The following is a 22961-nucleotide window of genomic DNA, read 5'->3' on the forward strand; positions in this document are numbered from 1 at the left end:
ACCCCCCAGGTCATCCGTACGACAGGGGGCACACAGCCATACCGGACCCGGGGGCCAGGCGCCCCATTGCGGGGCCACGGAAAAGGTAACGGGGGGGGACCCCGCGGGGCGCGAATCCCACTGGCACGCGCGGGCGTCGGCGGCTAGGTTCATCCCCGGAAGTCCTTAGCGCATCTAACTAGTCAGATGAAAGGTCCGGTGCATGAGCGAGTCGCAGCTCTGGAACGATGTCGACGACCACTTCACCACCCTCCTGGCCCCCGCCGACGAGATCCTGACCGCCGCGCTGCGCGACAGCGACGCGGCCGGACTGCCGCCCATCAACGTCGCGCCGAACCAGGGGAAGCTGCTCCAGCTGCTCGCCGAGATCCAGGGCGCCCGCCGCATCCTGGAGATCGGCACGCTCGGCGGCTACAGCACGATCTGGCTGGGCCGCGCCCTGCCCGCCGACGGGCAGCTGATCACCCTCGAGTACGACCCCCGGCACGCCGAGGTCGCGCGCGCCAACCTCATGCGGGCCGGCCTCGACAAGATCGCCGAGGTGCGGGTGGGCCCCGCCCTGGAGTCCCTGCCGAAGCTGGCGGACGAGAACCCGGAGCCGTTCGACTTCGTGTTCATCGACGCGGACAAGGTGAACAACCCCCACTACATCGAGTGGGCGGCCCGGCTCACCCGGCCCGGCAGCGTGATCGTCCTCGACAACGTCGTCCGCGGCGGAGCGGTCACCGACGGGGCGAGCACCGACCCGAGTGTGCTGGGCACCCGGGCCGCGCTCGAACTGATCGCCTCCCACCCGAAGTTGAACGGCACGGCGGTGCAGACGGTGGGCAGCAAGGGGTACGACGGGTTCGCGCTGGCCCGCGTACGGGCCTGATCGCACCCGGTCCCGCCCGCCCTCCACACCGCGCCGCCGCAGCCTGGGGCCGTCCTTCGGTTCTAGGCCTCGTGGTAGAAGCCCACGTTCACGGTGTGGGGGCCGGTGCGGTCCTGGATGACGAGTTCGCCGGAGCCGCCCGCCGGGAGTCTGGCCGTCCCGCCGTACGGAAGCGGCTGGGACGGCAGCCCCGCCAGGATCAGCAGGACCTCGGAGGACGGTTCCGCGTGGGAACCCCGGAGCCAGGTGACCTGCCAGGAGCCGTCCGGGCCGCACAGGAACTCCAGGTGGACCCGGGACACGAACAGCCAGTCGTCGGGGGTCGCGAGACGGCACACGGCCCGGTCCCTGCCCACCCGCAGCATGGCCCCGGGGTCGCTCGGTGCGTCGGCCATCTGCATCCCGGCCGTCGCACCGGCGTCCGCTGCGGACACCGAGGCCATGGTGAGTTCGAGCACGCGCGCTCCTTCGTGAGGTGCTGGTCCAATTGTCCTGGGGCGGAACGTGGTTGCCCCGTCGCCGCCGCATGATAATTCGACCTTTCCCGTCGCCGTGTGACCTCCGGCACAATGGACTCATGACCGAGCGCAAGCCACCCGGTGTCAGCTTCGAGTCCTGGGTGGACAAACAGATCCGCGAGGCGGAGGCCCGCGGCGAGTTCACGGAACTTCCCGGCGCGGGCAAGCCGCTGCCGGAGATCACCGACACCCCGTACGACGAACTCTGGTGGATCAAGCGGAAGATGGCCCGTGAGGGGCTGTCGGTCCTGCCGCCCACACTGGCCCTGCGCAAGGAGGCGGAGGACGCCCTCGTGGCGGCCTCCGCGGCTCCTTCGGAGCGGGTGGTGCGACGGATCGTCGAGGACATCAACGCCAAGATCCGCGAGGTCATGTTCAAGCCACCGCCGGGACCTCCGCTCGGGCTCAAGCCGTACGACGTGGAGAAGATCGTGCGGGAGTGGCGCGCGGCCCGCGAGGACCCGGCCCCGGGCAGCAGGCAGTCCTAGGGGCGGGGAAACAGCGGAGCATCGTGAGGCCGCGGAGAACCGCGGGGATACCGGAGGGATACCCGCGGGAGCCCGGCGAGGACCCGCGGCACGGTGCACCGCGCGGCCGCACACGGACTCGACGGCCCGCGCGAACGCCGTGAGGCCGCGCGAATGGCGTGAGGCCGCGCGAATGGCGTGAGGCCGCGTCCCGGGGCATGGTCCGGGACGCGGCCTCACCTCACCGGGGAGGTGTCCGAGCGGGCTCAGAGCCGCAGAAGTCGTTCGGTCATCTCGCGGTAGTCCCGCAGGGCGAGCCGGAGCTGCTCCGTGTCGGAGGCCGTCCCCTTGCCCTCGCCCTTGCCCTCGCCCTCGCCGCCGGACTGCCAGGACGTACGCAGAGCGCGCCGCCGCCGGGTCACGGCTTCCGTGAGCCGGCCCGCGAGCTCTTCCAGCACATGGTCGGCCTCCTCGACGGAAGCCTGCGGCCCGTCGACGAACCCGCCGACCGCGTGCCGCATCCGCAGCGAGAACTTGTCGTACTCGTCCAGCGGCAGCATCCGCTCGTCACGCCCGGCACGATCTTCCGTACCCGTACCCGTACCCGTACCCGTACGGCTCTTGGTGTCCGCCGTGCCGCCCCTGGGGAGCGCTTCCCCGGCGTCACCGGGCACAGGACTCGGCCCGGGACCGTCGGACGCGCGGGATGCGTCGCCGGAGCCCGTACGCCCCGTACGGTCGCCGCGCCGGGCCTCCCGCTCGCCGACGTCAACACCCGTCGCCCCGCGGGCCGTTGTGCCGATCCCGGTCGGCCCGGTAGGCCGGGCTGCCGCGTCGTCGCCGTTCCTGGCCCGGTCGGCGTTCCTGGCCCGGTCGCCGGGGGCGGGTTCGGCGGAAGCGGGATCCACCTGGCCCTTCAGTGCCTCGCGGCGCGACACTTCCTCGGTCTCCTGACGGTTCTCGCTCTCCCTGTCGTCCGGGGAGCGTTCGGCGGGTACGGGGGTCACGCGGCCTTTCACGACAGCCCCATCACGGGACGGGGTCCGCTCGGAATCCTGGTCTGGCTTCATGGCGCTCACCTTCTTCAACTCCCCTTCGCCTGACGCCTGGTGAAGGACCAGGGCAGGTGGGAGCGAGTGTCGGGGGTGGAGGTCTCGGGGCTGGAGGTCTCGGTGCTCTCGGCGCGCTCAGCACTTTCGGCGCGCTCCGTGCGCTCGGCGCTCTGCGTCGTCCGCGCCGGCTCGGTGCGCCGGGTGTCCTTGGCCATGCTGAACCGCCCGGTGCGCTCCGGGCGGGCGGCCGATGACTCGCTCACGTCGTCCGTGTCACGCACACGGCCGGGGGAGGTGTCCTGGCGGGTCGGGGTCAGCAGGTCGTCGAAGAGGTCGCGGGCCTCCAGCATGGCCTCGCGCATCTGCTCGGTGTCGACGCCGCCGTTCTGGCCCGCGCCGGTGCGGGCCAGCGCCGCACGGTGCACGCGGCGGTACCCGTGGACGTGGTGTCCGTGGTGAACGGAGAGCGCGGAGACCTGCTCCTCGTAACGGTCCCCCTCGGGGAACCCGCGTGCTCCGGCCAGCTCACCGAGCAGCCGGTCGGCCTCGGCCACCGCCTCCTGGGGCGAGTCGACGAAGCGTTCCTGGGCGGCCGTCCAGCCGGCCGCGTACCGTTCCCGGGCCGCGGGTTCGAGGGACTGCTCGCGCAGCGCGCCGTGCCGCTTCACGCGCTCGGTGAGGTCGCGTTCGGCGGCCTGGGTGTCGCCGTCGTGCCGGGCGACGGTTCGGTCGTACTCCGGTCCGAAGCGCCGCCGCAGAGTGCGCCCGCCCGGCGGCCTTCGGGCGAGGAGGGTCAGGGCGGCCGCGACAACGGCAACGGCCGCCACGATCACGATCAGAGCGATGATCACGCCTGTGGACATGGGTGCCTTCCGGGGTTCTCGACCCAACGGGCCGGTTCCTGGACCGGGTTGCCCGGAAGCCGCTCCTCAAACGGCCCCCCTCGCGGCGCGACCGCCCAGACCCCGGAACCGGCCACCCGCCGGCCACCCGCCGACGGCCCGTCAGGCGCGCGCCACGGTGACCGACAACACCCGTTCCTCGTCGGGCTGTTCGGTCCGACACCGCTATCCGGTTGCGAGCCTGGGGTGGTACCCGAAGACAATGGCCGGTATGACCCGATCGCCTTTTGGCCCGCCGGCTTCCTGGAGCGTGGCCCCCGAACCCTTCGACTCCCCTGTCGCCGCCGCACTTTGGAGGGCGTACTACACGGAGGTCAGCGACCGGTGGTACCTGCTGCACGAAGGACGCACGACGGATCCCGACGAGCTGGAGCGGGAGGTCGCAGCGCGGACGGGCAGCGAGTTCACGCCCCCGACGGGTCTGTTGCTGGTCGCGCGCCACGACGGTGAGCCCGGCGGCACCGCGGGGGTGCGGATGCTCGACGCCACGACGGGCGAACTGAGCCGCGTCTTCGTCCGCGAGGACCTGCGCGGCAAGGGCGGCGCGCCCCTCCTGCTGGCGGCGGCCGAGGCGGCGGCTCGCGGCCTGGGCGCCCGGCGGCTGGTCCTCGACACCCGCGGCGACCTCGTCGAGGCACGGGCGCTGTACGCCCGGCACGGTTACGAGGAGACCCCGGCGCACAACGACGAGACCTACGCCGAGCACTGGTTCCGGAAGGACCTGACCGGCTGACGCTCAGCCCATTTCTCCCTCCGGCCGGCCGAGCAGCGTGCGCTCGTGGGGCCGCTCCGCGTCGGAGCCGCACATCTCTTCGTTCAGCTCCTCGACCAGCTGGGTGAGGTCCGTCGGGCGGTCCGGTGTCCACCAGTCGCCGAGGAGGTCGGAGAAGGACTCCTCGCGGGCCCTGGACAGATTCCCGGCGGCCTCGCCGCCCGCGTCGGTCAGGACCAGGTCCAGGCCCTCGCGGCGGACGAGCCGACGTTCCTCGAGCTGGCGGGCGGCGGCCAGGAGGACCTTCAGGGGGACGGCATGGCGCTCGGCCAGGAGTGCGGGCTCCGCCCACCCGTACTTCTTGATCCGCAGCAGCAACCAGCTCGCCGCGGGCAGCAGGTCGTAGCCGGCGCTCGCGGTGATCTTCTCGTAGATCTCGCGGCGGCCCTCCCGGGTGCCGAGCACGGACAGCGCGCGGCACACCTCGTCGTACGACGACCGCTCGACCGGGTTGCTGGCGAGGGTCTCCGTGACGTCGGGGGCCGTGACGGAGCCGCGCAGATTGTCCTCGCGCAGGAACCAGGCCAGTACGAAACCGAGCAGGGCGACCGGGGCGGCGTACAGGAAGACATCCGTGATCGACGTCGCGAACGCGTGCAGGACGGGCGGCTGGAGATCGGCCGGCAGCTGGGCGATCCCCTTCGGGTCGGCTTTCAGGGAGTCCGTGGTGATCCCGGGTGGCAGTTGCTGCCCGCCCAGCGCCTTCGTCAGGTTGTCGCCGAGGCGGCTCGCGAAGACCGTGCCGAAGATCGCGACACCGAACGAGGCGCCGATGGACCGGAAGAAGGTCGCCCCGGACGTGGCGACGCCCAGATCCTCGTACGACACCGCGTTCTGCACGATCAGGACCAGGACCTGCATGACCAGGCCGAGGCCCAGGCCGAAGACGAAGAAGTACGCGCTCATCTCCCACGTGCTGCTGTTCTCGTCCAGCTGGTGCAGCAGGAGCAGACCGATGGCGGTGATCCCGGTGCCCGCGACCGGGAACACCTTCCAGCGGCCGGTACGGCTGACGATCTGCCCGGAGACCGTGGACGACAGCAGCAGCCCGAACACCATCGGCAGCATGTGCACACCGGACATCGTGGGCGACACACCCTGCACGACCTGGAGGAACGTCGGCAGATAGGTCATCGCGCCGAACATCGCGAAGCCGACGATGAAGCTGATGATCGCGGACAGCGTGAAGGTGTGGACGCGGAAGAGCTTGAGCGGCAGGACGGGTTCGGCCGCGCGCCGCTCCACGACGACGAAGGCGACGCCGAGGACCACGCCGACGATCACGAGACCGATGATCTGCGGCGAGCCCCAGTCCCAGGTGGTACCGCCCAGCGAGGCCACCAGGACCAGGCAGGTGGCGACCGCGGCGATCAGGAACGTACCGAAATAGTCGATGACGTGCCGGGCCGACTTCTTCGGGATGTGCAGGACCGCCGCGATCACCACGAGCGCGACGACGCCGACGGGGAGGTTGATGTAGAAGACCCAGCGCCAGCTGAGGTGTTCCGTGAACAGGCCGCCGAGCAGCGGCCCCAGCACGCTCGTCGCGCCGAAGACCGCACCGAACAGGCCCTGGTACTTGCCCCGTTCACGCGGCGGGACGAGGTCGCCGACGATCGCCATCGACAGGACCATCAGCCCGCCGCCGCCGAGGCCCTGCAAGGCCCGGAAGCCGATCAGCTCGCCCATGTTCTGCGACATGCCGCACAGTGCCGATCCGACCAGGAAGATCACGATCGCCGTCTGGAAGAGCTTCTTGCGGCCGTACTGGTCGCCGAGCTTGCCCCACAGCGGGGTCGCCGCCGTCGACGCGAGCAGGTACGCCGTGACCACCCAGGACAGATGCTCCAGACCGCCGAGGTCGCTGACGATGGTCGGCAGCGCGGTGGACACGATCGTCTGGTCCAGCGCGGCGAGCAGCATGCCGAGCAGCAGGGCGCCGATGGACACGAAGACGCCGCTGCCGTGCACCGTGTCCCGGGCGTCGGTGGCCGCCGCGCTGCGGCGGCGCACCGCCGACTCGCTCACCTCGACCGAGTCGCGCGGTCCGGGCGGCCCGCCCATGCCGCCGCCGGTCGGCGCGTCCGCCCCCTCCGGCCCCCGGCCGGACGGCGTGTCCGAACCGTGCGCGTCCCCGGTCATGCGGCCTCCCTGAGCCCCGAGGGTCCCGGTCACCCTCCATCCTGATCGGTGTGTCCGGTTATGGCCTGTCGAGCTGACCGGAATCCGTGATTCCGGGGGGCTGCTTGAAGGTTGTATGAAGGTCGTCCGCATAATCACTGGAGTTTTCAGGGGGAGGGACCCACTCGTGACTGAACCGACCGGGCATGTCTGCCCCGAGTGCGCCGCACACCGGGCGCAGGACGGCACCCCGTTCTGCGGCTGTGCCCGCACGGCGTCCGACGCGCTGCGCGACAAGCGCGCGGCGCAGGCCGCAGCGGAAGACTTCAACCCGCTGCGCATACGGCCTTACGTAGAACTGGGTACGGAGAACTCCGGGCGCACCGGAGGAGACCGGGGACCGGCCGAGGGCACCGGTGGCCCTGGCGGCCTGGCCGGAACGGCCCCGGGGCCCTGGCATGCCGCCCCGACCGCCGGAGAGCCGTGGGCGGCCGCCGAAGCGGGTGCCTGGGCGGCGGCCGAAACGGGTGTCTGGGCCCCGGCCGAAACGGGTGTCTGGGCGCCGGAGGGCGCCTCGGCGCACGTGGGCTCTCACGGAGCACCCGCGAGCGGCGGCATGCCCGTCGGCGGCGCCGGGACCATGGGGGGCTCCGGGGAAGCCCACGCCATGCAGGTGCACGGCACCGACCCTCGGTTCCACGGCGGCATGCCCGCCGACGGCGTCGAGCCGACGGGCTCCGTGTACGGCACTCCGCCGGTCGGCGGAGTGCCGATGCCGCCCGCGAACGGCGAGGACGCGACCGCTTCCACCATGCAGCTGGCCGCGATCCCGGCGGACGCGACCATGCGACCGGCCCTCGTGCCCGCGGACGCGGCCCCGCGATCGGCTCCGCTGCCGCCGGAGGTCACCACGCCGTCGGCGGCGATGCCGGCCGACGCCACCATGCAGCTGAAGGCGCTCCCCTCGGACGCGCGCGCCACCGACGTCCGCCTTTCCCACGGCGGCTCGCGCGGTCCGAAGCCCGGCCAGGAGGTCTCGGCCACCGGCCGGCCCAGGCGTCGCCGACGTACCGGGGTCCTCGCCGTCACCGGAGTCGTGGTGACTGTCGTGGCCGCGGCGGGGGTCGTGAGCGGACTGCTCTCCTCCGACCCGCCCTCGCGGGACGAGGCCCAGCCGAAGGGCGTCCGGACGACCGCGCCGGACGTCCTGTCCGACACGGCTTCCGCGGTGCCGTCGGCGAGCGCGTCCTCGACGGCCTCGGCGTCGTCGTCCCCGTCCGCCTCGGCGAGCGCGAGCCCGTCGCCGTCGGCGTCCGCGTCGGACACGTCGGCGACACCGTCCTCGTCGGCCACGGCGTCGGCGACGTCCGCGCGGCCGAGCCAGACGGCGACCGCGCCGGGATCCGCGGCCTCCACGGGCGGCGGCGGTGCGAACGTGGCGGCCGGTCCCACCCTGCGCCGTGGCGACAGCGGGCCCGAGGTGACCGAGCTCCAGCTCCGGCTGAGCCAGCTCAGGATGTACATGCGGAAAGCCGACGGCCAGTTCGAGCATCACCTCGAAGACGCCGTGCGGTGGTACCAGTGGGCGCGGGGCATCACGGGGGACGAGCCGGGGGTGTACGGCCCGGCGACGCGGGCGAGCCTGGAGGCGGAGACGGCGGAGCCGTAGCCGCCTGTCCGGGTACCGCAGGATTCAGCCCCTCCGGCGTCCGAGGAGCGGGGTCCGGGGCGGAGCCCCGGGTACGGGAAGCGAAGGGGCGGAGGGGGCAAGAACCTCCCCCCGGCCCTCAGCCGATGTGAAGGCGAACCGTCCCGTCCCCGACGACCTCGACCCGTACCTCGGTCAGATCACGTACGAGCACGTCCGGCCCGTGGAATCCCGCCCGGGGACCGACCCCGACGACCCGCATTCCGGCGGCCCGCCCCGCGGCGATTCCCGCTCCGGAGTCCTCGAAGACGACACAGTCCTCGGGCGCGATCCCCAGCTCGGCCGCGCCCTTCAGGAAGCCTTCGGGATCGGGCTTGCTGGCGCCGACGGACTCGGCGGTGACCCGCACGTCGGGAAGTCCGAGCCCGGCGGCGGCCATCCGCCCGCCGGACAGCGCCACATCCGCCGAGGTGACGAGCGCGTGCGGCACCTCCGCGAGGGAGGCGAGGAACTCCGCCGCTCCCGGAATCGCGACGACGCCGTCCATGTCGGCGGTCTCCTCGGCCAGCATCAGCGTGTTGTCCGCGTGGTTCTGCTCCATGGGCCGGTCCGGCAGCAGCACCGCCATCGAGGCGTAGCCCTGCCTGCCGTGGACGACCTTCATGACCTCGTCCCCGTCCAGCCCGTGCCGGTCGGCCCAGCCGCGCCAGCAGCGTTCGACGACGACGTCCGAATTGACGAGGGTGCCGTCCATGTCGAGCAGGAGGGCGCGGGCGGTCAGAACGGTGGTGGCCGTCGTCATCGGCATGCTCCAAAACGCAGATATGGGGGGCAACACACCCCCGGGAAACAAGGCGGCCCCGCCCGCCGGTCAGGGAGGTGCGGACGGGAACCACTTTGTTCCTACAAGATACAAAACTAGCCCCCTCGGCGCCACCGCCCCTGACCTGCCCCTTGTCCCCCCGGACCGCAAGCGCAACCCCCAGGACGCCCTCGAGACACCCTCCGGACACCGACAGCCCCCACCGGCATCCGCGCACAGCCGGCCCCCTACCGGGAAGGCGGCCGCACCCGCTCGTGCGGGGAAGTGACCGAGCCCAGCCCCCGGCGCACCACAGAGGCCGGGCGCCGGGGCGCCCGCCGAGGCCCACCCCGGCACCACACGGAGCCCCGCGAAGAGCGCGCCTCCTGGGGCGAGTGGGGCGAGCGCCCGGCCGGACGGTACTCAGGCCGCCACGGCCTCGTACAGGCTCCAGACCCCCAGCCCCAGCATCAGCACCGCCGCCACCTTGGTGATCAGCTCCAACGGCACCCGCTTCATCAGCGCCTTGCCGCCGACGATCCCGAGCCCCGCGACGGCCCACAGCGCCAGCACCGCGCCGAGCCCAACCGACAGCGGATCGTCGTACCGCGCGGCGAGGTTCGCCGTCATGATCTGCGTGAGGTCGCCGAACTCGGCGACGAGGATGAGCATGAAGCCCGCCCCGGAGACCTTCCAGAAGGTCTGGTTCTCCGGCTTGCGGATCTCCTCCTCGTCCCCGCCCTTCTTCATCAGCAGCACCGCGGCACCGCCGAGGAACAGCACACCGGTGACCGCGTGCACGATCTGCTGCGGCAGCAGCGTCAGCACGCTGCCCGCCGCGACGGCGAGCGTCACATGGACGGCGAACGCGGCGGCGACACCGGCGAAGACGTAGGAGGCGCGGTAGCGCGTGCCGAGGACGAGGCCGGCGAGGGCCGTCTTGTCCGGCAGTTCGGCAAGGAAGACGACACCGAAGACGAGCGCCATCACGCTGAAGCTGATCAAAATTCCTCAATCGGTCGGGCTGCCCCGCCGAGAGTGTTGCGACTGCGCGTGCTGTGACTGCGCGACACCTCGGCACGGCAGCACACAGCGACACCAGCACCGGGAGGTGCGGGCAGAAGCACCCACGCCGGAAGGTCCCGGCACGGGCAAGTGCACTGCTTGCCGAAGGTCTCGCTGGCCGTCCTCGTGAACGAGGTCTGCCTCCGGGCGCCGGCTCAGACGAGCTGAGCAGTATGTCGACGGTCCGGCGAAGAGCTACTCCCCTTCTGCGTCGTCCATAGTACGCGACCCGCGAAGCGGCCCCACAGGGCCGAAAGTCCCGCGGCCGGGAGTTTTCTCCGCGCCGAAAGTTCTGTCATAAACCTTGTCATGTCATGTACGCGTCACTAGCTTCTAACCGCGTACTTACCTCCCGGCAATACGACGCCGCGAGCATTCGTTCGCTCGCACTCCAACGCCCCCACACCCCAAGGGAGTTCGCATGCCAAAGGTCTACGCGCGTCGACGGCTGAGCATACTCGCAGCCATCACGGGCCTCATAGCCATGGCCAGTGTTTTCAACGGCCCGACCGCCTCCGCCGCCCTCCCCACCCCGGTCAGCGCGGCCACCGCCCGCACCTACCTGGCGTCCCTCACCGTCGCGACGGAGAACCGCACCGGCTACGCCCGCGATCTGTTCCCCACCTGGATCACGATCAGCGGCACCTGCAACACCCGTGAGTACATACTCAAGCGCGACGGCTCGAACGTCGTCACCGACTCCGCGTGCGCGGCCACCAGCGGCAGCTGGTACTCCGTCTACGACGGCGCCACCTGGACCGCCGCCTCCGACGTCGACATCGACCACCTCGTGCCGCTCGCCGAGGCCTGGGACTCCGGCGCCAGCGCCTGGACCACGGCCCAGCGCCAGGCCTTCGCCAATGACGTGACGCGCCCGCAGCTGCTCGCCGTCACGGACAACGTGAACCAGTCCAAGGGCGACAAGGACCCGGCCGAGTGGATGCCCTCGCTCAGCTCGTACGCCTGCACCTACGTCCGCGCCTGGGTCCAGGTGAAGTACTACTACAACCTCAAGGTCGACTCCGCGGAGAAGACGAAGCTGAGTTCGGTCCTGAGCGGCTGCTGACCCGCACCCGCGTCACAGACCGGCGGCCCAGGTCGCCCGGGTTCCGGACATCGTTCCCCCCACGGTGTTCCCACGGTTTCCGGAACCTCCCCACAGGCCTCCGTCGTTCCGTACCGTACGGGGCGACGGAGGAGGGGGATCATCATGGCTGAACTGCGCCTGGGGCCGCTGCTGAGGTACGTCGACGGCTCGTCCGCGACCTTCTGGGTCGAGGCGAGCCGTCCGTGCACCGCCGAGGTGCGCTGCGCGGACGGCACCGGCGGAAAGGCCCGTACGTTCCAGATCGCGGGCCACCACTACGCGCTGGTGCCGGTGAGCGGACTGACGCCGGGCACGGTCACCGCGTACGAGATCCTGCTGGACGAGGCGACCGTCTGGCCGCTGCCCGACTCGCCCTTTCCCCCCTCGGCCGTCCGCACCCCCGAGGGCGACGAAGCCGCCGTCCGCGTGACCTTCGGTTCCTGCCGCTGGGCGGCGCCGCCCGCGGACGAGAAGGACCCGGTCGGGCCCGACGCCCTGGACACCCTCGCCGCCCGGATCGCCGCGGCCCCGGACGGCGAACGCCCGGACGTGCTCCTGCTGTTGGGCGACCAGGTGTACGCGGACGAGGTCTCGAAGGCGACCCGCGCGTGGATCGCCGCGCGAAGGGGTCTCGCGGACCCCCCGGGCCATCAGGTCGCGGACTACGAGGAGTACACGCGCCTCTACTACGAATCCTGGCTCGACCCGGAGATCCGCTGGCTGCTGTCCACGGTACCGAGCTGCATGATCTTCGACGACCACGACGTCATCGACGACTGGAACACCAGCGCGGCCTGGCTCGCGGAGATCCGGGCGACCCCGTGGTGGCGCGAGCGGGTACTGAGCGGTCTGATGTCGTACTGGGTCCACCAGCACCTCGGCAACCTCTCCCCCGACGAGCTCGCCGCGGACCTGCTGTACGCGGCCGTACGCGAGACCCCGGACGGCACGGACGTGCTGCGTGCCTTCGCCGCTCAGGCCGACGCCGACCCGGCCTCGGTGCGCTGGAGCTACCGCCGCGACTTCGGCCGGACCCGCGTCCTGATGCTCGACACCCGCGCGGCCCGCGTCCTGGACGAGAAGCACCGCTCGATGCTCGATGCCGGGGAAGCGGCCTGGCTGCGCGAGCAGGTACTGGAGGCGCCGGCCTCCCGCGACCATCTCCTGATCGGCACGTCCCTGCCCTGGCTGCTGCCCCCGCTGATCCACCAGGCGGAGACGTGGGACGCCGCACTGTGCCGGGGTGAGCGGGGCGCGCGATGGGCTCGGTTCGGCGAGCGGCTGCGCCGCGCGGCCGATCTGGAGCACTGGGCGGCGTTCCCGGAGTCGTTCGAGGAACTGGCGGAGCTGATCGCCGAGGCCGGTTCGGGCGAGGACGCGCCGGCGACGGTGTGCGTGCTGTCGGGAGACGTGCACCACGCCTATGTCGCCGATCCGGTCTGGGCCGACCCCGCCCGGCAGCCCACCGCCCGGGTTCTCCAGCTGACCTGCTCCCCCATCCACAACTCCATCCCGCTCTCCATACGGCTCGGCTTCCGCTTCGGCTGGAGCCGTCCGGCCCGACTGCTCGGCAACCTCCTCGCCCGGCACGGCCGTTGCGGGCACCTACCGGTCGACTGGCGCAAGTCCGGCGGCCCTTGGTTCGGTAATCAGCTGATGACCCTGACCCTGCACGGCCGTTCGGCATCCCTGCGCCTCGAACAGGCACGGGAGGCACGGGGCGGCGGCGCCGACAGCACGGCGCGGGGCGCCCGGCTGACGACCGTGCAGGAGTCCGTGATCGCCCCGCACTCGACGGCACGATGAGGCGGTCCATCCGCTTCCGTGGGCGCGGCTTCCGGAACCGGATGTGAAGGCGTCAGGGCAGCTCACGGGCACGGCGGTTCGCGCTCGGGGTGCCGACGCGGGGCGGGCGCCGGGCGACCGCGACGAGCGCCGGACCCGGAGCGGATTCGGTCACCCTTTCGGATGCCGATGCCGTGGCATGGGCGGCCCTACGTGCGACGACGACCGAAGCGGAACCACAAACGGAAGTCCGGCCATGGCCGAATGTTGAACTTGCAAGCACAGATTAGGTCCACCTAACCTTGGTGACTCACTCGGTTCCGTCCCACGGTCCGGCCTCCCGGACCGAATCAGACCGAAGGAGTTCCCCCACATGACCGGACGCCTCAACAGCGCCCAGCCGTACGCCATTTCCCTGTTCCGCATCGTCGTCGGCCTGCTCTTCTCCGCGCACGGCGCCGCCTCGCTCTTCGGCGTGCTCGGCGGTGCGATGGGCACCGACGGCGGCACCATCGACGCGGGCACCTGGCCCGGCTGGTACGCGGCCGTCATCCAGCTCGTCGCCGGGGCGCTCGTGCTCCTCGGCCTCGGCACCCGCGCCGCCGCGTTCATCGCCTCGGGCTCGATGGCGTATGCCTACTTCGACGTCCACCAGTCGGCGGCGCTGTGGCCGATCCAGAACGGCGGCGAGCTCTCCGCGCTGTTCTGCTGGACCATGCTGCTGCTCGTCTTCACCGGCTCCGGCGCGCTCGGCCTCGACCGGCTGCTCGCCGCCCGCACCTCCTCGGCCGCCGAGGACGAGCGGGCGGCGGAGCCCGTCACCGCCTGACCGCCGCACGAAAGCGCCCGCCCCGGTTCACGGAGGCGGGCGCCGTCGTGTCCGAGCCGTCGGGCCCCGCCGACAAGGCCCGCCCGGCTCGTCGGCGGAGCCGCTCACCCGGGCCCCATCCACACCCATGACGGACATCGGCGCCGTACGTCGTACCGGAACGTGCGGGCGTGTGAACGTGACGTGACCGACACATGCGCCCCCAGAGGACCTTCTGTCACATCCGCGGCGTACGCTGTATGGCTGTCACAGGCCGCTCCGCCACTCCCCCGTGAGTCGCGGCGCGGTCGTGCTTACGGGGGAGTCGGGGGAGAGTTTCGGTGCTGGAGAGTGTGGGGTCGCTGACGGGCAGCCCATGGATCTACGCGGTGGTCGCGGTGTCCATCGTTCTTGATGTGTTTCTGCCGGTTCTGCCGAGCGGTGTCCTGGTCATCACGGCGGCGACGGCCGCGGCGGGTTCCGCCACCGGCGCCGTTCCGCACGCCGTGCCCGACATCCTGGTGCTCACCCTCTGCGCGGCCACGGCCTCGGTCTTCGGCGACCTGATGGCGTACCGCCTCGCCTGGCGCGGCGGCGACCGCCTGGATCGCGCCATCGCCCGATCCCGCCGCCTGACCAGCGCGCAGGAACGTCTCGGCGAGGTCCTGGCGCGCGGCGGCGGGGCCCGCGGCGTGCTCGTCGTCGTCGCCCGTTTCGCGCCGGCCGGCCGCTCGGTCGTCTCGCTCGGCGCGGGCGCCGCGCACCGCCGGGTCCGCGAGTTCCTGCCCTGGTCGGTCCTCGCGGGACTGGCCTGGGCCGGTTACAGCGTGGCCCTCGGCTATTTCGGCGGCCAGTGGCTGGGCGCCACCTGGCTCGCGACGGGCGTCTCGTTCGGGGCTCTGTTCGCCGCGGGAGCGGGCGCGGCCTACCTCGTGCGCCGGCCCGCGGTACGGGAGCAGAGCACCGGCGCCTGAGCCCCGGGTTACCGGCGCCGCGAGCCACCGGCCGCCTGCTACCGGCTACCGGCTACCGGCTACCGGCTACCGGCTACCGACCACGTGTACCGGCCACAAACTGCGTCCACGAGCCACCGGCGACCGGCTACGGCCACGAGCTACCGGCCGCGAGCCGCGGCGGGCTGCGGGCTGCCGGGCTGCGCGCCGCGAGCCCCGGAGCACAGGCTGCGGGCTGCGGGCTGCGGGCTGCGGGCTGCGGGCTGCGGGCTGCGGGACCTAACAGTCCTGCGGAGGCCGTGCGGGGCTGCGGACACGGAGCAGGCGCTTGCGGGCTGACGGCCCCGTAGCCCGCGGCTGTCCTGCGGGGCCGCCGGAGTGCTATCCGGCGCGCTGGGTCGCCGCTCCGCGCACCTCCAGGTCGTCCAGCAACTCGGCCGTGGCCGCCGCGACCGCCGCGACGGCGCGGTCGAAGACCTCACGGTTGTGGGCGGCCGGGGCGCGGAACCCGGAGACCTTGCGGACGTACTGCAGAGCGGCGGCGCGGATCTCCTCCTCGGTCGCTTCCTCGGGGATCGCGGGCGGGCGAAGTGTCTTGATGCTGCGGCACATGACTCCAGTCTCGCGCGTCCGGCGCCGTCCTGGTCACCGGTCGCGCAAGAGGGGCAGCCACGGCCCCGCAAGAGGGCCGCCACGGCCGGGAATACGGCCGCCGGTTCCGTGGATTGAGCAGAGCATGACCTCATTGGAGATCACTTACGTCGGCGGCCCCACCGCCGTCATCGCGATCGGCGGCCTGCGGCTCCTCACCGATCCGACCTTCGACGCTCCCGGCGAGTGCCCCGTCGGCGCACGGAAACTGGTGAAGACCACCGGGCCCGCGCTGCCGGCCGGGAAGCTCGGCCCGGTGGACGCCGTCCTGCTCTCCCACGACCAGCACCCGGACAACCTGGACGCGTCCGGGCGCGAGTATCTCCAGGACGCCCCGGTGACCCTGTCGACGGCTTCGGCGTACGAACGGATCGGCGCGCCCGTACGGGCCCTGCGCCCCTGGGAGTCCGTCGAACTGGCGCGTCCGGACGGCGGAGTGCTGCGCGTGACGGCCGTTCCGGCGCAGCACGGACCCGACGGCTCGCTGCCTCTCGTGGGCGAGGTGACCGGCTTCGTACTGTCCGGGGAGGGGCTGCCGAAGGTGTACGTGAGCGGAGACAACGCGTCCCTGGACGTCGTTCGGGAGATCGCGGGCCGGGAGGGCCCCTTCGACGTGGCCGTGCTGTTCGCCGGCGCGGCGCGGACCCCGCTGGTGCCGGCCGCTCCGCTGACACTGACCAGCGAGGACGCGGCGCGGGCGGCGGAGATCCTCGGCGCCGCCCGGGTCGTCCCGCTGCACTTCGAGCACTGGGGCCACTTCACGCAGGACGGCTCGACCCTGACGAAGGCCTTCGCGGACGCCGGTCTCACGGACCGGCTGCGGCTGCTGGAGCCCGGGGCTTCGATACAGGTGCCGTAGCGGTGTCCGTGGTCCCGTCCGCCGCAACACCCCAGTGAATCCTTGGACTTTGGCAAGCTTCTCCGAGGATTGACTCGGGTGACCGCCGCTTGTGATCATCGCCGGGGCCCCGTCCGGGGTCGCGCGGAGAGGAGCGAGGACATATGGCGAACGACAGGCTGACGGTGGCGGTGCTGGGTCCGGGCGGGGTCGGCGGACTGCTCGCGGCGCTTCTCTCCCGCGCCGGCCACCGGGTGATCTGCCTCGCCGGGGACCAGACCGCGCGGACACTGGCCGCGGACGGTATCAAGGTGCGCAGCGGCCACTTCGGCGACTTCACGGCGCGGGTCGCGGCGGACACCGAACTGCGCGAGCCGGCCGACGCGTGTCTGATCGCGGTCAAGGCGACGGCCCTGGACGCCGCGCTGGAGCGCCTGCCGGCGAAGGCCCTGGGCGAGGAGGGCCTGATCGTCCCGCTCCTGAACGGCGTCGAGCATCCGGCGCCGCTGCGCGAGCGCTACCGCCCCGAGCAGGTGGCCCCCGCGGTGATCCGCGTGGAGTCGACGCGGATCGCGCCGGGAGTGATCGAGCACGGCAGCCCCTTCGCCGAGGTCGACCTGACCGCCGACACGGCACCCCGAGCGCGGGTCGAGACACTCGCCGGGGCCCTGGAGTGGGCCGGGGTGCGCGTCCGGGTCCAGGACGACGAGGCGGCGACGCTCTGGGCGAAGATGTCGTTCCTCGCGCCGTTCGCACTGCTGACGACGCGGTACGGGGTGCCGGTGGGCGACGTACGCACCCTGCACCGTGGGGAGCTGGCAGCCCTCGTCGAGGAGACGGCGGCGGTCGGCCGCGCTTGCGGAGCGCCCGTCGATCCTGCGGCCGCCCTCGCCCGCTACGACGCGTTCCCGGCGGCCACCAAGTCCTCCATGCAGCGCGACGCCGAGGCGGGCCGAACACTCGAACTCGACGCGATCGGCGGTGCGTTGCTGCGGGCGGCGGAGCGGACCGGGGTGCCGGTACCGGTGGCGAGCGGGCTGGTCCGGGCCCTGACGCCCACCGCCGACGCGGGCAACTGACGGCGGGGCGAGGCCCGATGACGTCCGGGGTGGCTCAGGGACCGGGGCGGCGGTCGACGACATCCGGGCTACGGGACCGGGGCGGCGCCCGGCAGCGGCTTGGGCCGGCGAGAACCGGGCGGCGCCCGATGCCGTCCGGGTCCTACGAGACCGAGCGGCCCCACCCGACGACGTCCGGGGGCTTACGGGACCGGTGTCGGCGTCAGTCCCCCGCCACCGTCCCATCGCCCGCACCCGCACCCGCACCCGCACAGTGCCGGACCACCGTGTCGGCGAACTCGTGTGCCACGGGTGACAGGGCGTCCCACTGACGTACGGCCCAGCCGACCGTGAGGGGCGGCAGGGCCGGTACGGGGAGGAAGCGAAGGCCGGGGTGTCCGGGGCCGCGCAGACCGGGCAGGTCGGGGACGACGGCGTGGCCGAGGCCGAGTTCGGCGAGCAGGATCGCGGTGTCCCAGTCGGCGACGCTGGTGTCGGAGGCGCTCGCCGGTATCCCCAACTCCCGGTAGACGGCGTCGAGATGGGCCCGTGAGGTGGAGTTCTCGGGCAGACCGACGATCCGCAGTCCGGCCAGTTCCTCCGCCTCGATCCGCTCCCGCAGGGCGAGTTCGTCGTCGGCGCGTACGGCGAGCACCCAGGGGAGTTCGGCGACGGCCCGCTGCTCGACCCCGCGTACGGGCGGACCGAGGGTGATCCAGGCGAGGTCGAGGCCGTGGCGGGCGAGCGCGTCGAAGCAGCCGCGGCTGGAGTTCTCGGTCTGGAACTCCAGGCTCACCTTGGGGTACCGCCGGCGGAATTCGACCACGGCCCCGGACATGAAGTGCCGCACGGTGGTACCGCCGGTGGCGATCCGTACCGTCCCGGCGCCCCCGCGCGCCAGCTCGTCGAGCCGGCGCAGCGCGAGGTCGAGGCCGGCCATCCCGTCGGCGGCGGCCCGTTCGAGGACCCGCCCGGCGCGGGTGGGCACCACGCCCCGGGCCTGCCGCTCGACGAGGCCGACCCCGACCTCCCGTTCCAGCCGGCGTACGTGCTGGCTCACCGCCGACTGCGTACAGCCCAGCTCCCGGGCCACGGCGCTCAGGCTCCCGGCCCGGCAGACGGCGACGAACACACGAAGATCATCCAGGGTCATGGACCCCAAGGTAGCTGCGGCCCAGCGGAGTTGGCCGCTCAGGCCCGGGTCTTGTCGAGCAGCTCGACGATCTCCTCGGTCGTCCCGCTCTCTCCGAGGCGGGGGAAGATCCGCTCGACGCTGTTGCGGTGCGTCTCGGGGTCGAGGTCGGACATGGCGTCGGTGGCGAGGGTGACGTGGTAGCCGTGTTCGTGGGCGGCGCGGGCGGAGGACTCCACACCGATGCTGGTGGCGATGCCGGCCAGCACGATCTGGGTGATCCCGCGACGGCGCAGCTGCAGGTCGAGGTCGGTGCCGTAGAAAGCGCCCCAGTTCCGCTTGGTCACGTTGATGTCCCCGGGGTGCCCGGCCAGTTCCTCGACGATGACGTCCCAGCCCTCCGGGAACGAGCGGCCGCGGCTCGGGCCGTCGATGCGGCCGGGTACGGCGTCCGCGCCGTCGGCGGCGGCAGTGACCCGGACGATGACGACCGGGAGGTCGTGGCCGCGGAAGGCGTCCGCGAGCCGGACGGATCGCTCCACGACGTCGGCGGCGGCGTGCGGGGCGAGGCCCGGGTTGCCGACGATGCCGTGCTGGAGGTCGATGAGGACGAGCGCGGTGCGGGGGTCGAGCGTGGTGACTGCCATGGTCAGGCCTTTCGGGGGATGAGATCGCGCAGGGATCGGTCGATGAGGGTCACCGCCAGGAGCAGCACTGCCCCGGCGAGCATGAAGAGGGCCAGATGGTGCAGGCCGCCGGTGTCGGCGCCGTGCGTGAAGAAGGCGGCGTCGGCGGCGGAGGCGGCCATCGCACCGAGGTAGGTGAAGGTGCGCAGCAGTCCGGCCGCGGAGCCCATCCGGGCGGGGTCGGCCTGCCGGTACAGGGCGTTCTGGTTGGCCAGGCCATTGAGACCCTGCGGAACACCCATGAGGACGCCTACGCCGGCCAGCAGCCAGATCGCGCTGGCGGAGTTCATGGTCAGCAGCGCCGCGCACCCGGCGATCTGGACGAGACTCCCGACCACCAGCTTGCCGCGGACGGCCTCCCGCCGCCCCGTGACGCCGGAGACGACAAGTCCACTCAGCGACAGCGGCAGCAGAACGAGCCCGGCGCCGGCCGCGTGCAGCCCGTACCCCTCCTCCATCCACTGTGTGAACCCGTAGAGGAAGGCGTACGCGGTGGTGTAGCTGAGGAACTGGCGCAGGAAGGTGGCCAGCATGGGTCCGTTGCCGCCGAGCACCCGCAGGTCGATGAACGGCTCCGGGACCCGGAGTTCCCGCCGCGCGAAGGCGCCTCCGGCGACGAGCGCGAGCACCGGCAGATACCAGTCGGCGGCCCGCGGCTTCATCAGGAACAGCATCAGTGAGACGAGCAGGGCGGCGAAGAGGACCATGCCGATGAGGTCGACCCCACGCGCGGCGGGTACGCGGGGCTCGGGGGGCTGGTGGGGCTCGTCCCGCGCAGTCGTGGGCTTCGGGGCGTACGTGCGGTCCGGGGCGCTCGCGTTCGGGTGCGGAGTCGGCGCCGGAACCTTCGACAGCCGTACCTTGGACGGCCGTACCTCTGACGGCCGCATCTTCGGCAGCCGCAACGCTCCGAGGATCAGACAGGCCAGCGACAGTGGCACGTTGACGAGGAAGATGGTGCGCCAGCCGCCCAAGCCGATGAGCAGGCCGCCCAGAGTGGGCCCGACCACGGCGACGGTCTGGGCGGAGACGGCGAGCGCGGTCAGCACTCCGGCCGGGCTGCCCTGCCCGGTGCGTTCGGCCTCACTGCGGGTGAGGTGCATAGCGGCGGGGTACGCGGCCGAGGTGCCGAATCCGAGCAGTACCCGGGCGGCGACCAGCGCACCGAGGTTCGGGGAGAGGGCGCCGAGAAGGCCGGCGATGCCCACCATGGCCGTACCGACGAGGTAGAGGCGGCGGGGGCCGTACAGATCGACGAGCCGTCCGATGACGGGCTGCCCCACGGCGGTGGCGAGATAGAGCCCGGAGACCAGCCACGCGGTCTCCGCCGGCGACGCCCCGAGCGCTCTGCCGATCGGCACCAACGCCACCGCGATCATGGAGGAGTTGACCGGGTTCAGCACGGAACCGAGCACCATAGGGGCGATCAGTCGGCGGTCGAAACGGTCGGGCGGGCGGTGACGCGCGGGGGTGAGGCGGAGCTGGAGCCAGTCCCGGAGTGCGGGTATCACGGCCGGGTGAGCCGTTCCAGCAGGGCCATCGCCTCGATGACCGTCTGCCGCTCGTCCTCGGTACACCGGTCCTGGAAGGCTCGGGCGAGCCACTCCGAACGGGCCTGCCGGGTGCCTTCGACGCGCTCACGCCCGGCGTCCGTGAGCGTGACCAGCTGACGCCGACCGTCCCCGGGGTCCGGATTGCGCTGAATGAGTCCGTACTGGTCGAGGGCCGCGAGCGTGGCGGCCATCGACTGCGGGCGCACTCCCTCGGTCGCCGCCAGCGCACTCGCTGTGGCGGCCCCGCTCTTGCTCACCAGGGTGAGCGCGGAGATCTGGGAGGGCGTGAGGTCCTGCTTCTCGGAGACCTCGCGGATCCGCCGCCGGAGCAGGCTGAACGCGACCCGCAGATCCTGCGCGGCACGCGCCGCGGAATCCGAGACGCCCGCGTCGCCCGGCCGAACGCCACTGTGATCCATACCGTCACCGTAAATCGCCCAGCCCAAACTGTCCAGTTGAGACTGTTCAGTTTTGCCTGGACAACCCCTCCGGGCGCACCGAGTCGCGACCGGCCCGACCGGCCCGGGTTCACCACGGCGCACACCCCGGCCGGCGAAGCATTCCCCCAGGTCACACGCCATCGGAACACCTGTTCGGAACACCCGTTCGCGTGAAGTCCCGGAAGGAACTCGCATCACAAAATCGAACAGGCGTAGCATTGCCGCGTGGCTGCGACCTATGACTTTCCGAGTGACCTCCTCGCCGGTCAGGAGGAGCTGCATCAGGTCCGGGCCGAGCTACTGGCCCTGCTGAAGCGGCTCCCCTGGTCGGTGGAGCCACTGGACGGCTTCAGTGACACCGGCGGCTGGCGCAAGGTGGAGCGCCCCGCCTCCCCCGGCTGGACCGCCGACGAACAGGCAGAGGTCGAGAAGCTCCGCCAACGCGAGCGCGAACTCACCGTGTTCGTCTCGGGCCACCGCTTCTGGTCGGACGTCGCTCCTCCGGACAAGGTCGACGCCCGGATGCGGCTGAAGCACACGCGTGACACGCCGTTATAGGGGGCGCGCGCGTCGAGCTGAAGGATGGCCCGGGCCTGGCCCGGTGATCCCCAGCGCTCCGAGTAGGTGATCCCCCGGGGGGGGGACTGCTCAGCACTGCCGTGAGGCCCGAGCGCACGGGTTCACTGGGCAGTTGACCGGCTCTGCCTTACCGTCCGGCCTGGTGTTCACTACGCACATGACAGGTAGCTCAGAGCAGCACCGCCTGAGTAGCGCGAGCTTCAGGAAGAGCCGTGAACAGCGGGTTCGGCTCTGACCAGAAGCCGAAGAAGTCACGCCCCGGTTCTTTGACCTGCGGCCGTGTAATCGACCAACGCTGCGACCTGCGACTTAGCTGTCAGTGGTTGTCAGCGTTGGTCGCTGTTGAGCACCCTCGCACGGCCCGGGGACGGCCCGAGCGGGGGTGTCGCGGTGTACCCCTCAGCTTCTAAGGCTTCTGGGGCGCGTCTTCGGCACGCTCGAGCAGATGAGTGCCTGGGAGAGCCCTAGCCGAGCGGCTTGGCGGTGTCCCGGAGGGTGGTCAGGGCCTGGGCGTACATACGGGCCTTGATGGTGCCGAGGGTGTCGCCAGCCTTGGTGGCCTGCCTCTGGGCGATCTCGATGGCGGTGGAGCGGACGGCGTCCTCGGCCACGGCGGCGTCGACGACGCCGGAGGCCAGCGCGTCGGTGCCCGGGTAGCGGCGGGCGGTGAGCATGGCCTCGTGTGCGGTCTGCGGTGTGAGCCGGGACTGGATGAGGGCGGACATGCCCCGGGTGAAGGGGATGTTGATGTCGGCTTCGGGCAGGCACCAGAAGCCGCGGTCGGCGCGCATCACGCGGAAGTCGTGTGCCAGGGAGAACATGGCGCCGGCCGCGAAGGTATGTCCTTGCAGGGCGGCCACGGTGATGACCGGCAGGGACAGCACCCGCGCGAAGAGTTCGTGGACGGAGACGACGTAGGTGTCGTGCTGGTCAGCGTGGGTGAACAGCCAGTCCAGGTCCAGGCCGTTGGAGTAGAACTTCCCCGTGGCCGCCGTCACCAGTGCCCGGGGGCCTTCCGCCTTGTCCACTTCGTCCAGCGCGGCGTTGGCAGAGGCGATCCAGTCGGGGTGGAAGCGGTTCTCTCCGTCTCCGAGATCGAGGACGAAGACGTTGTCCTGACGGTCGAGCGTGGGCATGGCGGCTCCTTCAAAGTGGGCGAGCGGGGGTTGG

The 22961-nt window shown here is 71.9% G+C and carries 23 protein-coding genes; 11 read left to right on the top strand and 12 right to left on the bottom strand.

The genetic code is table 11. From position 1 onward, the window contains the following. Nucleotides 1–202: 202 nt before the first annotated feature. Entirely contained in the window at nt 203–874 is a 672-nt protein-coding gene (locus ACFYR3_RS12510; protein WP_389282729.1) for an O-methyltransferase, read from the top strand. Nucleotides 875–936: 62 nt separating this feature from the next. Here the strand turns inward: ACFYR3_RS12510 and ACFYR3_RS12515 are convergent, their stop codons facing one another. Next, entirely contained in the window at nt 937–1332 is a 396-nt protein-coding gene (locus ACFYR3_RS12515; RefSeq protein WP_389282731.1) for a hypothetical protein, read from the bottom strand. A 119-nt stretch (nt 1333–1451) separates the two neighbouring features. Between ACFYR3_RS12515 and ACFYR3_RS12520 the strand changes: the two genes are divergently transcribed. Further along, nucleotides 1452–1880, top strand: coding sequence for a DUF1992 domain-containing protein (locus tag ACFYR3_RS12520; RefSeq protein WP_389282733.1), 429 nt, complete (start codon nt 1452–1454; stop codon nt 1878–1880). A gap of 245 nt (nt 1881–2125) precedes the next feature. Here the strand turns inward: ACFYR3_RS12520 and ACFYR3_RS12525 are convergent, their stop codons facing one another. Both ACFYR3_RS12525 and ACFYR3_RS12530 read right to left on the bottom strand, forming a co-directional pair. Then, nucleotides 2126–2866 carry a hypothetical protein gene (locus ACFYR3_RS12525; RefSeq protein WP_389282735.1) on the bottom strand — a complete coding sequence of 247 codons (741 nt, stop codon included), beginning with the start codon at nt 2864–2866 and terminating at the stop codon, nt 2126–2128. Between the two features lie 77 nt (nt 2867–2943). Beyond that, nucleotides 2944–3774 (bottom strand): hypothetical protein, encoded by an 831-nt coding sequence (locus ACFYR3_RS12530; protein ID WP_389282737.1) that lies wholly within the window; start codon nt 3772–3774, stop codon nt 2944–2946. A gap of 241 nt (nt 3775–4015) precedes the next feature. Here ACFYR3_RS12530 and ACFYR3_RS12535 point away from each other — a divergent pair, with 241 nt between their 5' ends. Continuing rightward, on the top strand, nt 4016–4546 hold the full coding sequence (locus tag ACFYR3_RS12535; RefSeq protein WP_389282739.1) for a GNAT family N-acetyltransferase: 531 nt from the start codon (nt 4016–4018) through the stop codon (nt 4544–4546). 3 nt (nt 4547–4549) lie between these two features. Here ACFYR3_RS12535 and ACFYR3_RS12540 read toward each other — a convergent pair whose 3' ends face one another. After that, the gene (locus ACFYR3_RS12540; protein ID WP_389282741.1) at nt 4550–6727 is read right to left on the bottom strand and encodes an MDR family MFS transporter; all 2178 of its coding nucleotides are present in this window, start codon (nt 6725–6727) and stop codon (nt 4550–4552) included. A 166-nt stretch (nt 6728–6893) separates the two neighbouring features. Here ACFYR3_RS12540 and ACFYR3_RS12545 point away from each other — a divergent pair, with 166 nt between their 5' ends. Next, nucleotides 6894–8375 (top strand): peptidoglycan-binding domain-containing protein, encoded by a 1482-nt coding sequence (locus ACFYR3_RS12545; protein WP_355848443.1) that lies wholly within the window; start codon nt 6894–6896, stop codon nt 8373–8375. 118 nt (nt 8376–8493) lie between these two features. Here the strand turns inward: ACFYR3_RS12545 and ACFYR3_RS12550 are convergent, their stop codons facing one another. Then, nucleotides 8494–9162, bottom strand: a complete 669-nt coding sequence (locus tag ACFYR3_RS12550) for an HAD-IA family hydrolase (RefSeq protein ID WP_389282743.1) — start codon at nt 9160–9162, stop codon at nt 8494–8496. 417 nt (nt 9163–9579) lie between these two features. Next, a complete protein-coding gene (locus ACFYR3_RS12555; RefSeq protein ID WP_355848438.1) occupies nt 9580–10161 on the bottom strand; it encodes a TMEM165/GDT1 family protein in 582 nt (193 codons plus the stop codon). Nucleotides 10162–10642: 481 nt separating this feature from the next. Here ACFYR3_RS12555 and ACFYR3_RS12560 point away from each other — a divergent pair, with 481 nt between their 5' ends. The 4 genes from ACFYR3_RS12560 to ACFYR3_RS12575 all read left to right on the top strand — a co-directional run bounded on the left by ACFYR3_RS12560 (nt 10643) and on the right by ACFYR3_RS12575 (nt 14875). Continuing rightward, nucleotides 10643–11287: an HNH endonuclease family protein gene (locus ACFYR3_RS12560; RefSeq protein ID WP_355848435.1), complete on the top strand. Its 645-nt coding sequence runs from the start codon at nt 10643–10645 to the stop codon at nt 11285–11287. A gap of 144 nt (nt 11288–11431) precedes the next feature. Continuing rightward, nucleotides 11432–13114, top strand: a complete 1683-nt coding sequence (locus ACFYR3_RS12565) for an alkaline phosphatase D family protein (RefSeq protein WP_355848432.1) — start codon at nt 11432–11434, stop codon at nt 13112–13114. Between the two features lie 352 nt (nt 13115–13466). Then, on the top strand, nt 13467–13922 hold the full coding sequence (locus ACFYR3_RS12570) for a DoxX family protein (RefSeq protein ID WP_355848429.1): 456 nt from the start codon (nt 13467–13469) through the stop codon (nt 13920–13922). Between the two features lie 320 nt (nt 13923–14242). Next, a complete protein-coding gene (locus ACFYR3_RS12575) occupies nt 14243–14875 on the top strand; it encodes a VTT domain-containing protein (protein WP_355848426.1) in 633 nt (210 codons plus the stop codon). 360 nt (nt 14876–15235) lie between these two features. Here the strand turns inward: ACFYR3_RS12575 and ACFYR3_RS12580 are convergent, their stop codons facing one another. Then, complete coding sequence (locus ACFYR3_RS12580; RefSeq protein WP_355856977.1) at nt 15236–15466, bottom strand: DUF2277 domain-containing protein; 231 nt, start codon at nt 15464–15466, stop codon at nt 15236–15238. A 124-nt stretch (nt 15467–15590) separates the two neighbouring features. Between ACFYR3_RS12580 and ACFYR3_RS12585 the strand changes: the two genes are divergently transcribed. Further along, nucleotides 15591–16364 carry an MBL fold metallo-hydrolase gene (locus tag ACFYR3_RS12585; protein WP_389282747.1) on the top strand — a complete coding sequence of 258 codons (774 nt, stop codon included), beginning with the start codon at nt 15591–15593 and terminating at the stop codon, nt 16362–16364. Nucleotides 16365–16507: 143 nt separating this feature from the next. Continuing rightward, nucleotides 16508–17422 carry a ketopantoate reductase family protein gene (locus tag ACFYR3_RS12590; RefSeq protein WP_389282749.1) on the top strand — a complete coding sequence of 305 codons (915 nt, stop codon included), beginning with the start codon at nt 16508–16510 and terminating at the stop codon, nt 17420–17422. A 202-nt stretch (nt 17423–17624) separates the two neighbouring features. On the opposite strand, the gene ACFYR3_RS12595 is transcribed toward ACFYR3_RS12590, so the two are convergent. From ACFYR3_RS12595 to ACFYR3_RS12610, 4 genes are read right to left on the bottom strand one after another with little or no spacing between them, the layout of a single operon-like run. After that, nucleotides 17625–18554 (bottom strand): LysR family transcriptional regulator, encoded by a 930-nt coding sequence (locus ACFYR3_RS12595; RefSeq protein ID WP_389282751.1) that lies wholly within the window; start codon nt 18552–18554, stop codon nt 17625–17627. Between the two features lie 38 nt (nt 18555–18592). Next, nucleotides 18593–19180, bottom strand: coding sequence for a hydrolase (locus ACFYR3_RS12600; protein ID WP_355856989.1), 588 nt, complete (start codon nt 19178–19180; stop codon nt 18593–18595). Between the two features lie 2 nt (nt 19181–19182). Then, nucleotides 19183–20727: an MFS transporter gene (locus ACFYR3_RS12605; protein WP_389282994.1), complete on the bottom strand. Its 1545-nt coding sequence runs from the start codon at nt 20725–20727 to the stop codon at nt 19183–19185. Next, the gene (locus tag ACFYR3_RS12610) at nt 20727–21191 is read right to left on the bottom strand and encodes a MarR family transcriptional regulator (protein WP_355856994.1); all 465 of its coding nucleotides are present in this window, start codon (nt 21189–21191) and stop codon (nt 20727–20729) included. Before ACFYR3_RS12610 ends, ACFYR3_RS12605 begins: the two co-directional genes overlap by 1 nt. Nucleotides 21192–21437: 246 nt before the next feature. Here ACFYR3_RS12610 and ACFYR3_RS12615 point away from each other — a divergent pair, with 246 nt between their 5' ends. Beyond that, complete coding sequence (locus ACFYR3_RS12615; protein ID WP_355856997.1) at nt 21438–21770, top strand: hypothetical protein; 333 nt, start codon at nt 21438–21440, stop codon at nt 21768–21770. Between the two features lie 485 nt (nt 21771–22255). On the opposite strand, the gene ACFYR3_RS12620 is transcribed toward ACFYR3_RS12615, so the two are convergent. Beyond that, the gene (locus ACFYR3_RS12620) at nt 22256–22927 is read right to left on the bottom strand and encodes an enoyl-CoA hydratase-related protein (protein WP_389282754.1); all 672 of its coding nucleotides are present in this window, start codon (nt 22925–22927) and stop codon (nt 22256–22258) included. Nucleotides 22928–22961 lie beyond the last annotated feature (34 nt).

Origin of the sequence: Streptomyces sp. NPDC005784, assembly GCF_042871525.1 — a bacterium.
Lineage (GTDB): Bacteria > Actinomycetota > Actinomycetes > Streptomycetales > Streptomycetaceae > Streptomyces.